Consider the following 13,619-nt stretch of genomic DNA (forward strand, 5'->3'; position numbering starts at 1 on the left):
TGCTCGCATGGTAGCCGAATGTTCTCGTAGAATACACGACTGATAGTGCAGCAAAATGCGCTCGGCAGGGGAGATGTTGTATGAGTGACCAGTTCATCGGGTTCGAACCTGCGGAAGTGCGCACGGGCGAACCTACTCGGTCGGCGCGACTGAAGTGGGTCATCATCGTCGATGCTGGTCTGCCTGCCGGCCGGAGCGTCAACGCTGCAGCGTGTGTCGCCGCCGCCACCTCTCCGGCTGTGTCCGGACTGCTTGCCCAGGGTGGTGTCGATGCCGACGGCACCACGCATCATGGCTTGCCATGGGCGGGGTGCACGATCTTGGCTGCTGACGCCGAGAGGCTGCGCCGGGTCCGCGACAAGGCGTTCGGTCGCGACGACGTCTTCGTCGCGGATATGCCGCTTGCCGCCCAGGACACCCGTGTTTATGACGAGTACCTCGAGATGCTAAGCACTCTGCCTGGTTCGGAGGTGGGCTATGCCGCGGTGAGCCTGGTTGGACCACGTAAGTCTGTTGACCGGATCGTTGGCGGGCTGAGTCTGCTGGCGTGAGCGTCACGAGACCCCCTTCCACGGCGTCGTCAGTGCGAGTAGGTACTCTCGGGCCGGTTGCAGTGCTCGGTCCCGATGGCGCGCGAGCCTTCCGAAAAGACCTGCCGAACGCCGAGGTTCACCTCCTCGAGGGTGGACACTTCCTGCTGGAGAGCACCTCGAGGAAACAGCGGCTGTCATTCGCGGCTTTCTTGACCCCGTTCCGGCGTTGGTGTGCTCGACTGATTACACCGAAGCTTCGACATCGGGCGAGAGGTTCGAGTACGCGACAGGACAGGCTTGCCCATGTCCCGCGCTCCCGTAGGGCGAGCAGGCGCCGCACAAGACCCACAGACATAGGCCATACACGACCCACAGATATCGGAGGAGCAATGACCCATCACATCGAGTGGCAGCATGTTTCAGTTGCCCACGTCATCCGCGCAATGGAGGAGTACGACCGACTGGGTGCAGTCGAGTTCTTTTCCGTACACGGTTTTGCCCCGGCCACGACGTACGAGCTCATCAACGACAACAAGGTGTACCCACCCAAGGCAATCCTGGGTGCGGCTTACGAGTTGGCCACCGGAACACGCCTGTCGTCGGGTGATTTTGAGGGCGGCAAGGCCGGTGCCGTGAAGGTTCTTCGTGAGCTCGGATTCAGGGTGGAACCGCAGCAGCCAGCCTGACCACCTCGCTCGACTGCACCGGCAATCCGGGAACGGGCTACGGGGAATCCCATCGAAGCTCCCGCGGAAACGCGCTCTAGTTGAGCCCGCGAGCGTTAAACCGAGCGCGCGGCAGGGTTGACCCGGCGCCCAACGAAATGCGCCATTGAACGCGGACTCCGACGGATAGTCGACCGTCGACGCCGCCGCTGCGATCGTCTGGTGCCGGAGGGCCCGGGCCCGAGCACTCCAGACGAACTGGTCGAGAGTTTTCGCCGCAACGCACCCAGCATGCCCGATATCGAACCGGAGATCGCGGAAAACGGCGGGGCCCGGGTACGGGATCCCTCAGCGGGCCGAGTACGTGTGTCGGCGAGCGAACTGCTCGCTGAGGGCACCCAAACGGTCGAAAGTGCGCACGGCCCGGCGCATACGCGCGCAGAAGCTGCCCAGCGGTGTCGCCATCGTCGGATACGTTGTGGCTTGACACCGAGCGTCTCCCATGTTCCCCCGATCCCCGCTGCGCGAGACGTGCACGATTGCGACTTCCACGATGCGGTCGTGGTACTCGGGGAACAGTCCCGTCGTCTCCAGATCGACTACTGCGAATCCATGCCCCATGTGAGCCTCCCTCTGGTAAACCCGATGCGCGATATGGGCGCCCAATCGATCCACAGCATCTCTGCGGCATCGGCTTGCGACGGTGATGCTCCGCTCGCGTTCGTTGGCTGCTGATCTCCTCTCGTCAGTTTGGACGAGTGCAAATCGTCCCCATGGGACCACGGCGGACGAGCACTACTCGATCGTAGGTGAGCACGCGGGTCCGCCTCGGCCTCAGTTCGCGTGTGCGTCGACCCACAGAGACTTGTCGGGCATCAGTTCTGCGGCACGCTGCCAGAAGTCGTCAGGAATTTGCACCGTCAGTCCAGCGAGGAGGAGAGGGACGCGTTTCGGCTTCGACATGCCGACGATGGTGGTGTCGATTCGCGAGTCGCGAAGCGAGTGTTGCGCGGCGGCGTCAGCGAGTTCGATGCCGAATTCGTCCGCAAGATCGAATAGTGCCGAGGTAGCAGATAGGACTTCCGGATGTGCGGGCTTGAAGTTGCTGTAGAGCGGAGGCGCAGTACGCGACGCGAGGAGCCCGCCTCCATACACCGCAGCATTCGCCACTCCCATCCCCATCGCCTTTGCGCGGTCGATGAGTTCGTTCGCGCTCCCGTCGACGAGAGTCGCCCGCGAGTGCGTCAGCAAGACCTCGAACGCACCGGTATCGATGAGCCGATTCATGGTGGGCACGTGACCGCCAGCGATTCCGATATGCCCTACGACGCCGCGATTCCTGAGCTCGACCAACGCCTCGATCGCCCCGCCGGGACGTTCGAAACCGGCGTCGGGGGCGTACTCCGGGTCGTGCAGGTATACGAGCGGCAGATACTCCACCCTGAGACGCGCCAGGCTCTCCGTGACGGACTCCCTGACGCGGGCGCCCGAGTAGTCCCCGTCTTTCCCGTCCACCTTGGTCGTGATGAGCATGCCCTCTGCGGTAGCGCCCGCGCGTGTGAGTCCCGCGGCGATGCGTAGTTCACTTCGGCCGTCGCCATACATGTTCGCCGTGTCGATCGACCTGATTGGACTTGCGCAGACGGCCTCGACGAGGGTGATCGCCTGCTCCTCGGGTGTGGCATATCCGAAGAGTTCTGGCATGCTGCCGAGAGGAGCCCCACCCACGGTTATCGCCGACACGCGGAGACCGGTGTTCCCGAGCGGTCGCATCCAGTTCGCGGCGTCCGGCGTGACATTGGCGGAGATCGTGGGTTCGGAGTCGGTCATTGGTTCACCTGTCTGTCGGTTGACGGTGCGGGCGGTCCGGGGCTAGTAGTGGATTGACTGCTGGTCTACGAACTGGTCGATGCGAGCATCAAGTTCTCGATCGACCGCCTGCCGACTCGGGTCGTCGTCGTACCAATCGACGATCTCCCGGGCGCCGAGAGAGAACGGCACGGTGGCCACGAAGTCGGGAACCAAGCTCTTGATCTTGCTGTTGTCGAAGATCACGGAATGGGCCTTGTCGCCGAGTATTCCGTCCGCCCACTCTGGGAAGGCGCGCGCGACTGCGTTCGAAGCCGCGTGCACGATGTTGGCTGTGGTGCCGGCGGCAGCCGCAAGCTCATTCGCGATCATGTCCCACGTGAGAATTTCGTCGCTGGTGATGTGGATGGCATCGCCGACACTGCGATCGAGGCCCATGAGTCCAACTAGCCCGCGCGCGACGTCCCGGTGATTGGTCAGGGTCCATAGCGAGGTGCCGTCTCCATGAACCAGAGTCGGCTTCCCTGCCCTCATCCGCGCGATTGCAGTCCAGCCGCCGTCCAGGGGCACTAAGGTGCGGTCATAGGTGTGGGACGGACGTACGATCGTGACCGGGAAGTCGTCCTCCTCGAATGCGTCCATGAGCACGCGCTCACAGGCGATCTTGTCCCTCGAGTACTGCCAGAACGGGTTCTTCAGTGGAGTCGACTCAAGGATCGGGAACCGAGTCACGGGCTTTAGGTACGCCGACGCGGAACTGATGAAGATGTACTGGCCAGTTCGGTCGCGGAAGAGGTCGACGTCGGCCTGCGCCTGCTCTGGGGTGAAAGCGCGGAAATTGACTACCACGTCAAAACTTTTCGCGCCGACGGCTTCGCGCACACTCTGCGCATCCGTTGAGTCACCGATCAGTGTTTCCACGTGGTCAATCGGAGGTCGCGATGTCTGACGACCTCTGTTGAGAAGAGTCAGTTCGAGGTTTCGCTCGACCGCCAGCTGGCTGCACGCCGAGCTGATGATCCCGTTACCTCCGATAAAAAGCACCTTGAGCATGTTTTCCTCTTTCAGAATGATGTGTTGTCTTTGACATTGGCGATGCCGAGTCAGGTGCGAAGGCTACTCACTTCGCTGTAAGAGAGCGGACCCCGACACCTTCGTTTCTGGTTGGACCATTCCCTCGAGTGAGTCTCTGAATTCGTGCAAGCGATGTGCCCCGGGATCCACTCCGCATAACCTTGAAATCGATGCTGGCGTAGGAATGCGAGTCAGTCGTTACCGGTCCCCCCTCCCGGGTGTCGCGTATCCGGCGCGTACCAAGCGGCCCCATGCACTTCAAGGGTGACGCACAAGACGTTGTCCGGCTTCACCCCGAGCGCCGCCAGTTCGCTCGCTATAGCCCCCATCGCTGCTTGCTTCTGCTCATCGGTGTACCCGGCCTGCGCAACCAATTCGACGAAGATGATGTCGTCCCGCTGCTGGTTGGGGAACGTCGCCGAGTAGAACAGCTCGCCGGGCTCGTGCATCCGGAAGCTCTGGAACAGGTCGTCCTCGGGCATGCCGAAGCCGCGCACCATGCCGTCGAGGATGGCCCTGCTGTACTCGGCTAACCGCGGCGCGTGCACCTTGTCCAGGTCGATACGGGCGTGGGGCATCGTCGTCCTTCCTTAGGACGGACACCGTATGGCGTCCGCTGCTTCCGCGTCGGCCTGACGCGTCGTCGAAATCGGGTTACTTCAAGGCGCCGGCCGCGAGACCGCGCTCGAAGAAGCGTTGCAAGAAGATGTAGGCGATGACGACGGGTAGCCCCGTCAGTACCGCCGCCGCGAGCACCTTGGTCTGGTCGTTGTTGTACTGGCCAACGAAGAACTGAGGTACCAGCGTGATCGTCTGCTGCTCGGGCGTCTGCAGAAAGAGCAGCGCGAGCAGGTACTCGTTCCACGAGTTGATGAAAACAAGTACAAGGACCGCGGCCATGATCGGCTTCATGAGCGGCAACATGACGTGCCAGAAAGTCCGGAACGTGCTGGCACCATCTACTCGGGCGGCCTCGATGAGTTCGTTCGGGATGCCGTCGGCGAAGTTTCGAGCCAGAAGGACGGTGAACGGGATCTGCAGCGCCGCGACCGGGAGGATGACCGCCCAGAGCGTGTTGTAGGCGCCGATCTGGGTGACCGTGGCGAACAGCGGCGCAAGCAGCACAACTCCCGGCAACGTGAGCGCCACCATCAGCATCCAGAAGTAGATCTCCTTTCCACGGATGTGCAGCTTCGAGAAGCCGAATGCCGCCATGGTGGTGCACGCGAGCACGATGAGGATGACTGCCGCCGAGAGCAACGCACTGTTGATGAAGAAGCCCGGCAGCAGCGGCAACGAGAGCACTGTCTGGTAGTTTCCCCACCCCGCGCCCGCAAGCGAGCCCTGCACCATCGCGATGAGCGGAAACACGAACGGCAGGACGATGATGGCGAGGAGGATCTGCAAGAAGAGGCGTGCGCGAACGGTCTTGGTCTCAAACATCGACTTTTTCTCTTTCCGAACTCGAAACCCTGATGATGATTGCCGTTCCGACCGCCAGGACGAGGAGGACGACGGAGATCGCCGCGCCGTAGCCGACCTGCGAGAACGAAACGCTGACCCGGTAGATCATGGTCCCGAGGAACTCGGTGGCGTAGCTGGGTCCACCTCCAGTGACGAGGAACGGAATGTCGAAGGTCTTCAGCGACCCGATCGCTGTCAAGATTGCGATAGCGATCGTCGTCCCCCGCACGCCCGGCCAGACGATCGACGCTACGATCCGCACGTTCCCGGCCCCATCGAGGCGCGCCGCTTCCAGAATCTCCGGGTCGATCTGGCCGATCGCCGCGTAGTACAGCACGAACACGATCCCGGTCGACTGCCAGATTTGCACCGACATCACGATGATTAGCGCGGACGTTCCGTCCGACAGCCAGGGTTGCGCGAGAGCGCCTAAACCCACCGCCTCGAGCAAGCCGTTCACCGTTCCGTCCGGAGCGTACATCTGACGGAACACGGGCGCCGTCGTCGCTGTCGCAAGAACCACCGGAACGAAGATCAGCACCTTGTGAAGCGTCTTGAGATACAGCTTCGAATGCAGGAGGCACGCGAGCAGGATGCCGAGCGCCACTTGCACAACGAATGTGACGATGAAGAAGGCGACAGTGTTTCCGATCGATCGCCAGAACACCGGATCCCGCAGCATTCGGGTGAAGTTGTCAGCGCCGACGGGCGTCTGCAGTGGGCTGGCTCCATCCCATTTCAGGGTCGAGAGGTACCCGGTATACACGACGCAGAAGTACAGAAGGCCCACCGACACGATCATCGCTGGCAGGATCCAAGGCAAGCCTGGGGGGCGTCGGAGCCGGCCTGGCCGGCGCGACCGCCCTTCGGAGGTCGCGCCGGCCTTCCGTGCCGTAGACGCCACTCCCGTCGCCAGGGTCACGACATCGTCCCAACGATCACCGAGCCGCTCATCGGTTCTGCGCGGCCTCGGCGACGGCCTGGATATCGTCTGCCGCTTCTTGGCCGGACTTGTCGCTGATGAGCATCGCCTGACACGCGTCGATGATGGCCTGGCTCACCTCTGCGGAGAGCCCGAACGACCGCGAGTCCGTTGCTTGATCGAGATGCGTCGTGATCTCCTCCAGCGCGGGTCGCTGCAGTTCCGGCGCGACGAGTTCGATCTCGTCCCACTGCGGCACGATGCCATCCAGCGTCGCGAACGAGTCAAGGCTGTTCGTGACGACCTGCTGACCCGCCTCCGAGTGACCCAGCCAGACAGCGAACGTTGTAGCGGCGTTGAGGTTCTTCGACTTGGCATTCACGGAGTTGCCGGCATCAACGTCCGCGAAGAGCGTCGGTGGATTGCCCTTGCCGGCCACATCTGGGAACGGCATGGGCATGATCGTGATCACCGGCGTTTCCGAAGATACGCCAGCGCCTTCGAGGGCAGCGGTGAGGGTGGGGAGGCTGGCGTTCTGCTGGTACCACGTGCCCATCTGCACCATCGGGACCTTGCCGGTGAGGAATGCATTGTTAACGTCCGGATACTGCTCGATACCGACCGCGCCCTCGTCGAGGATGCCCTCCTCCGAGAGGGTGCGCAGAATCTCCAAGCTCTCCGCTACGGCGGGGTCTGACCACTTGCCGTCTCCTGAGAGCGCATCCGTCCACACACCCGGCTTGACGCTGTCCATGATCGAGTGCAGGGTGTCGGCGGCGAAACCCGAGCTCGCCATGCCCTCCCGGAAGCAGCCGAGCCCATTCTCACGGAAGGTCTCACACACCGAGACCCACTCCTCGAGCGTCGTCGGCGGCTCAAGGTCGTACTGGTCGAACATCCCCTGGTTGATCCACATCATCCCAGCGCCCGCCTTGGCGTATTGCGCCGCGACGAGACGGTCGTCGATCGTGTAAGCCTTCACTCCGCCGTCGTAGACCTTGGACTCCCAATCCTCGCCGAGCATCTGTTCCACAGCTGGGGTGAGGTCAGTGGCGAAGGGGGCGAACGCCTCTGCGCCGAAGGCACCGCTGTTATAGACCGTGTAGACGTCTGGACCGTCGTTCGATGCGAGCGCGGGCTTTAACGAGGCCGCGTAGTCTTCGATCGGGACCTTCTTGTAGATGACCTCGATGTCCGGGTATTCCTCATTGAAAGCCGCGATCTCCTGTTCGGCGACATCGTTCGTGGGTGTCCAACTCCACCAGTTGATGGTGCCCTCGGTGGCCGAACCGCCATCGTTAGGAGCGGCCTGACCGCCGCCGCAGCCGGTCAACGCGAACGCGAGAACCGCGCTCCCGCCAACGGCCGCTGCTGCGGTACGGCGGAGCCTTTTCTCAGGAAACTTCATTGTCTCTTCTCCTCGGAGCGCGGACGGCGGGTGCCACGTCCGCGGTGCGGTATCTTGTCGGCGCCGGTGGTGCCGACTACTGGGTTTGCAACGTTGCAAATTTGCAACGTTGCAAACGATACGCTTGGAACGCGCGTGGCGTCAAGGAGCGCCGTCAAATGCGAACGCGAGATGCTAGTGCGGGCCGGACCGGCCGAGTGGTCCACCCTAAGGGAAATTCAACTCTGCGCACGCTCTAGGGTGGTGCCCGAGGAAAAGAGGAGTTCTGTGCCCGCTTCAGTTACTCTGCGCGACGTCGCACAAGCTGCTGGGGTCTCGGTTAGAACCGTTTCGAATGTAGTGAACCAATACCCTTTTGTCAGCGCAGCCACCAGGGAGCGGGTGCTCGAGTCGGTGAGAACCCTTGGGTACCGACCAAACCTCACTGCACGCGGCCTACGACTGGGCCGAACCGGCGTGATAACCCTGGTGATTCCGGACCTACGGAACCCATACTTCGCCGAGCTCGCCGATTCCGTTATCACCGCGGCGGCGCTTGAGAACGTGTTCGTTCTCATCGAGCCGGTCGGGTTGGATCGAGATCGCGAGGTGGAAGTGCTTCGGGGCTCTCGGACCAAGATGGTCGACGGCATCCTGTTCAGCGCCCTCGCGCTCGGAGAAGAAGATGCTTACCTCTTCGAGACCTCCACACCCACCGTTCTCCTGGGCGAACGAATCTTCAATGCCCCTGTCGACCACGTCACCATGCAGAACGTGGAAGCGTCGCGCGCGGCTACCGACCATCTCCTGTCGATCGGGAGAAAGCGGATAGTCGCCCTCGGAGCACAACGCGGCGAAGTAGTCGGATCGTCAGGCTTGAGGTTCCGCGGCTACCTTGATGCCCTCGAAGCCGCAGGGATACCGCACGATCAGGCCCTGATCGGCGAGACTCGTAGCTGGCATCGCGCCGATGGCGCTGCAACGATCGGAGAATTGATCGAGAGCGACATAGCCTTCGATGGCGTCGTTGCCTTCAGCGATGCCCTTGCTCTCGGTGCGATGAGCGTCCTTCAACACGCTGGGCTGAGGATTCCAGAGGATGTGGCAATTATCGGGTTCGATGATACAGACGAGACTCGGTACTCGCTCCCCACTCTGTCCACGGTGGATGCCGGGCGTGATGAGATTGCGTCGACAGCCGTGAACTTCCTCCTCGATCGCATCAAGGACCCGAATGCGAGCCTTCCACCCCGCCGGCACTTCAGTCGATTCCAAGTCATCCCGCGTCAGTCCACGATCGGTCGCGCATCGAATCGATAACGAAGGCGCGACGAGGATCGATCTAAGCGACGCCGCTGGGGCGCTTCGCTTCCAGCTCACCGTTCGAGTCACGACGGCGACTACGACTCCGATCGCTGTGAAGGGACCCAGCATCACAAGCCAGGTGAGGAATGGGGAGAGGCTCGACTGCGCGTTGAACGGGATACCGACAGCAACGGCGCCGACTCCCGCTGCAAGGACGAGTATGGCAAGCCAGCTTGTGATCAAGATCGCGATTCCACCAGGCAGCTTCGCTCGCGGACCGCGGTCGATGAACCCAGTTTGCTAGCGCGATCAGCGCAAGCGGTACAAGGAGCAGACCCGCACCGAGAGCTACGAAGCCGCTGAGTCCGCTCCTCAGGCGGATAGCCGTCCCGGATGGCCGGATACATGAACCACCGATACCCGAGGCTGCGATCCATCCCCGTAGCGACCCGCGCCCCCATGAGAGCGCGGCCCATAGCGGTCTGGCGGATCGTCTCGCCCAGTTCCGTCACGATCTCCGCGGACGTGTCCTCGAGCCGGTCGAGGATGCGCAGCATCCCGGGGCCGATGTGAAGTCCGGACGGCCCCCGGGTGGGGGGGTTGTGCCCAGCGAGTCGGAACAGGTGGTCGCGTTCGTCGAGGGTCAGGTGAAGGCGCTGCGCGATCGAGGCGATCATCTGCTCCGACGGGTGCGGACCGGTCCCCCGTTCAAGACGGGCATAGTAGTCGGTGGACATGTGGCACAGCGATGCCACTTCCTCCCGCCGAAGCCCTCGCGTGCACCGACGTGCTCCTCGTGTCATACCGACGTCTTCAGGTTGCAGCGACTCCCGCCGCGTCCGTAGGAACATCGCCAGTTCGGCGCGATCGATCACGTCGATTCCCTCGCCTGTATACCTCCGTTGTATTCGCGGAGGGCCAGCCTTGCCACGGCCGTCGATCCACCCTCCCGTCGCTGGGCGACGAGCGAGGAGACTCTCCCCGTGAGAACGGCGCAAAATCAAGCGGCGCGAAAGATCGCGGCAACTTTCACCGTTCGAGCGCGCGGCTGTCGGCGAGAAGCTCTCTAACCTCTCTGTATACAGACAGGGGGTGAGCACGTGAGCGACCTATTCCTGCCCGCGGTCGCGGGTGCGACACCCCTGCCCGCGCCCGAGCGAGCCGCCTACTTCCTTTCCGACAGCACCGGAATCACCGCCGAGACCCTCGGCAGTGCTCTCCTGGTGAACTTCCCGGCGATCGCGTTCCGCCGCCGGACGGTTCCCTTCGTCGACACGGTTGCCGGTGCCCGCGCGGTGGTCGCCGAAATCGAGCAGGCCGCTGCCGACGGGCTCGAGCCGATCGTCTTCACCACCGTGAAGGCCGCGGACATCCGCGCGGAGCTCGCCCGTTCGCCCGCGAAGATCATCGACCTGCTCGGCGGGCACCTGGACGAGCTCGAGCGCGCGCTCGGGACGACGGCGAGCGAGCAGCTCGGCCAGTACCACGGCGTGGGAGACGTGCAGCGGTACTTCGCGCGGATGCGCGCGGTCGAGTACGCCATCGAACACGACGACGGGCAGAGCGCCAGGGCGCTCGATCAGGCCGACGTGATCATCATCGCGCCGTCCCGCTGCGGCAAGACACCCACGACGATGTACCTAGCGCTCCAGTACGGGCTGCTGGTGGCCAACTATCCGCTCACCGACGACGACTTCCCCACCGACGGGCTTCCGCGCACGGTCGGCCCGTACGCCGACCGCTGCTTCGGGCTGACGACGACACCGCTGCGGCTCAGCCGGGTCCGCCACGAGCGCCGCCCCGAATCGCGATACGCGAGCCTCGCGCAATGCACTCTCGAACTCCGCCGGGCGGAGGACCTGTACCGGCGCACGCGCGTGCCGTTCCTCAACTCCGCGACCAAGAGCGTCGAGGAGATGTCGGCCGTGATTCTGCAGTCCAAGAAGCTGCGCGGCTGAGGCCCGCGGAAGCAACCCACGAGAGGGAGAACCGATGTCCAACATCCTGTGGTTCGGCGAGATCGGCATGTCTGACCTCGCCTCCGTCGGCGGCAAGAACGCCTCGCTCGGGGAGATGATCTCCCACCTGTCCTCGGCCGGGGTGCGGGTGCCCGGCGGCTTCGCGACGACCGCCGACGCGTATCGCCGCTTCCTCGCCGAGGACGCTCTGGCCGACCGCATTCGCTCGGTCGTGGAGGCGCTCGACACGGACGACGTCGCGGAGCTCGCGCGCGTCGGTGCGACCGTGCGAGAGTGGGTCGAATCTCAGCCGTTCCCCGCCGACCTCGAGCGCGACATCCGCAAGGCCTATGACGCCCTGCTTCGCGACGACGCCGATCCGGAGGGGGTGACGTGGGCGGTCCGTTCGAGCGCGACCGCCGAAGACCTCCCCGATGCCTCGTTCGCCGGGCAGCAGGAGACGTTCCTCAACATCGGCGGCGTCGAGAACATCCTGCAGGCGATCCGCAGCGTCTACGCTTCGCTGTACAACGACCGAGCGATCGCCTACCGCGTGCACCACGGCTTCGACCACGCCGAGGTCGCTCTCTCCGCCGGGGTGCAGCGGATGGTGCGCTCGGATGTCGGAGCATCGGGGGTCATGTTCACCGTCGACACCGAATCCGGGTTCGACCAGGCGGTCTTCGTGACCAGCTCGTATGGACTCGGCGAAGCGGTCGTGCAGGGCGCGGTCAACCCCGACGAATTCTACGCGTACAAGCCCGCACTGCGGGCGGGCCGCCCAGCAGTGCTGAAGCGCTCGCTCGGCGAGAAGGCGATCACGATGCGCTACGCGGAGGGCCGCAGCGCCGGCGCGAGCACCGTCTTCGCCGATGTCGACCCCGCCGACCGCGCGCGTTTCTCTCTCACGGACGCCGAGGTAGAGGAGCTGGGCCGGATCGCCGTCGTCATCGAGGAGCACTACGGCCGCCCCATGGACATCGAGTGGGGCAAGGACGGTCTGGACGGCCGGCTGTACGTGCTGCAGGCCCGACCCGAGACGGTGGTCTCGCGCGAGAAGGCGAACGTCATGCGCCGCTACGTGCTGCGCGAACGCGGACCCGTGCTCGTCGAGGGGCGCGCGATCGGCCAGCGCATCGGGGCGGGTCCCGTGCGGGTGCTGACCTCGATCGACCAGATGCACGATTTCGTGCCTGGGGAGGTGCTCGTCGCCGACATGACCGATCCCGATTGGGAGCCGATCATGAAGCGCGCGTCGGCGATCGTGACGAACCGCGGCGGCCGCACGTGCCACGCCGCCATCATCGCGCGCGAGCTCGGCATCCCTGCCGTCGTCGGAACCGGAGCCGCCACGCGCGTGCTGCTCGAGGGCCAGGAGGTCACGGTCTCGTGCGCGGAGGGCGACGAGGGCCACGTCTACGCCGGGGCGCTCGAGTTCGAGCTGGAGGAGACCGAGCTCGACCGCATGCCGGAGCTGCCGGTGAAGATCATGATGAACGTGGGCACGCCCGATCAGGCGTTCTCCTTCGCGCGGCTCCCGCACCGCGGGGTCGGCCTCGCGCGGCTGGAGTTCATCATCAATCGCCAGATCGGCATCCATCCGCGTGCCCTGCTCGCCGTCGACGAGCTTCCGGGCGACCTCGGTGATAACATCCGCTCGCGCATCGCGGCCTACCCGTCGCCCCCAGAGTACTTCGTGCAGCGGGTCGCCGAGGGAGTCTCGACGATCGCCGCCGCCTTCGCGCCCGAGCCCGTCATCGTGCGGCTGAGCGACTTCAAGTCGAACGAGTACGCGAACCTCATCGGGGGCTCGCTGTATGAGCCCGAGGAGGAGAACCCGATGATCGGCTACCGCGGCGCGTCGCGGTACATCTCGCCCGAGTTCCGCGCCTGCTTCGACCTCGAGTGCGAGGCCATGCGGCGCGTGCGCGACGACATGGGACTCACGAACGTGCAGCTCATGGTGCCGTTCGTGCGCACCCTCGCCGAGGCCGAGGCCGTGGTGGAGCTTCTCGCCGAGAACGGCCTGCGCCGCGAGGAGAACGGGCTGAAGCTCATCATGATGTGCGAGCTGCCGTCGAACGCGGTACTCGCCGACCGGTTCCTCGACCACTTCGATGGGTTCTCGATCGGCTCGAACGACATGACGCAGCTGACGCTCGGGCTCGACCGCGACTCGGCGCTCGTCGCCTCGACCTTCGACGAGCGCGACCCCGCGGTTCTGGCCATGCTCGAGATGGCGATCGAGGCCTGCCGCCGCCGCGGCAAGTACGTCGGCATCTGCGGACAGGGCCCCTCCGACCACCCCGACCTCGCGGAGTGGCTCCTCGACCGCGGCATCGAATCGATGTCGCTGAACCCCGACACCGTCGTGGAGACGTGGATGCGGCTGGCTCGCGCCGCCGCCCCCGTGTGACGCGTCCCGGCCTCACCCCTGAGACTCGCGGTCTTGGGGGTGGTCGGCCCGGCCCAGCGGCGCAGCGGGCCGGTGGGCCTGGCTGC

Annotated in this window: 11 protein-coding genes and 1 pseudogene; 5 read left to right on the forward strand and 7 right to left on the reverse strand. The window is 64.3% G+C overall.

Going from position 1 to position 13,619, the window contains the following annotated elements:
- Positions 1-80: 80 nt before the first annotated feature.
- Both MRBLWS13_RS09715 and MRBLWS13_RS09720 read left to right on the forward strand, forming a co-directional pair.
- On the forward strand, positions 81-551 hold the full coding sequence (locus MRBLWS13_RS09715) for a DUF2000 domain-containing protein (RefSeq protein ID WP_349428844.1): 471 nt from the start codon (positions 81-83) through the stop codon (positions 549-551).
- 371 nt (positions 552-922) lie between these two features.
- Positions 923-1,219 carry a hypothetical protein gene (locus tag MRBLWS13_RS09720; RefSeq protein WP_349428845.1) on the forward strand — a complete coding sequence of 99 codons (297 nt, stop codon included), beginning with the start codon at positions 923-925 and terminating at the stop codon, positions 1,217-1,219.
- An 813-nt stretch (positions 1,220-2,032) separates the two neighbouring features.
- Here MRBLWS13_RS09720 and MRBLWS13_RS09725 read toward each other — a convergent pair.
- The 6 genes from MRBLWS13_RS09725 to MRBLWS13_RS09750 form a co-directional block, all read right to left on the reverse strand.
- Complete coding sequence (locus tag MRBLWS13_RS09725; RefSeq protein WP_349428846.1) at positions 2,033-3,028, reverse strand: aldo/keto reductase; 996 nt, start codon at positions 3,026-3,028, stop codon at positions 2,033-2,035.
- 42 nt (positions 3,029-3,070) lie between these two features.
- Positions 3,071-4,060 carry an NAD-dependent epimerase/dehydratase family protein gene (locus MRBLWS13_RS09730; protein ID WP_349428847.1) on the reverse strand — a complete coding sequence of 330 codons (990 nt, stop codon included), beginning with the start codon at positions 4,058-4,060 and terminating at the stop codon, positions 3,071-3,073.
- 212 nt (positions 4,061-4,272) lie between these two features.
- The gene (locus MRBLWS13_RS09735) at positions 4,273-4,659 is read right to left on the reverse strand and encodes a tautomerase family protein (protein ID WP_349428848.1); all 387 of its coding nucleotides are present in this window, start codon (positions 4,657-4,659) and stop codon (positions 4,273-4,275) included.
- A gap of 76 nt (positions 4,660-4,735) precedes the next feature.
- Entirely contained in the window at positions 4,736-5,524 is a 789-nt protein-coding gene (locus tag MRBLWS13_RS09740; RefSeq protein ID WP_349428849.1) for a carbohydrate ABC transporter permease, read from the reverse strand.
- A complete protein-coding gene (locus MRBLWS13_RS09745) occupies positions 5,517-6,347 on the reverse strand; it encodes a sugar ABC transporter permease (RefSeq protein ID WP_349428850.1) in 831 nt (276 codons plus the stop codon). The genes MRBLWS13_RS09740 and MRBLWS13_RS09745 overlap by 8 nt, the downstream gene beginning before the upstream one ends.
- A gap of 148 nt (positions 6,348-6,495) precedes the next feature.
- On the reverse strand, positions 6,496-7,875 hold the full coding sequence (locus tag MRBLWS13_RS09750) for an extracellular solute-binding protein (RefSeq protein WP_349428851.1): 1,380 nt from the start codon (positions 7,873-7,875) through the stop codon (positions 6,496-6,498).
- 267 nt (positions 7,876-8,142) lie between these two features.
- On the opposite strand from MRBLWS13_RS09750, the gene MRBLWS13_RS09755 reads away from it, so the two are divergent.
- Positions 8,143-9,174: a LacI family DNA-binding transcriptional regulator gene (locus tag MRBLWS13_RS09755; protein ID WP_349429031.1), complete on the forward strand. Its 1,032-nt coding sequence runs from the start codon at positions 8,143-8,145 to the stop codon at positions 9,172-9,174.
- A gap of 353 nt (positions 9,175-9,527) precedes the next feature.
- On the opposite strand, the pseudogene MRBLWS13_RS09760 reads toward MRBLWS13_RS09755, so the two are convergent.
- Positions 9,528-10,034: pseudogene (locus tag MRBLWS13_RS09760) on the reverse strand (helix-turn-helix domain-containing protein); the annotation flags it as partial.
- Positions 10,035-10,259: 225 nt separating this feature from the next.
- Between MRBLWS13_RS09760 and MRBLWS13_RS09765 the strand changes: the two are divergent.
- Both MRBLWS13_RS09765 and ppsA read left to right on the forward strand, forming a co-directional pair.
- A complete protein-coding gene (locus MRBLWS13_RS09765; RefSeq protein WP_349428852.1) occupies positions 10,260-11,117 on the forward strand; it encodes a pyruvate, water dikinase regulatory protein in 858 nt (285 codons plus the stop codon).
- A gap of 34 nt (positions 11,118-11,151) precedes the next feature.
- Positions 11,152-13,533, forward strand: a complete 2,382-nt coding sequence (gene ppsA, locus MRBLWS13_RS09770; protein ID WP_349428853.1) for a phosphoenolpyruvate synthase — start codon at positions 11,152-11,154, stop codon at positions 13,531-13,533.
- Positions 13,534-13,619 lie beyond the last annotated feature (86 nt).

The sequence above is a fragment of the Microbacterium sp. LWS13-1.2 genome, assembly GCF_040144835.1.
Classification (GTDB): Bacteria; Actinomycetota; Actinomycetes; order Actinomycetales; family Microbacteriaceae; genus Microbacterium.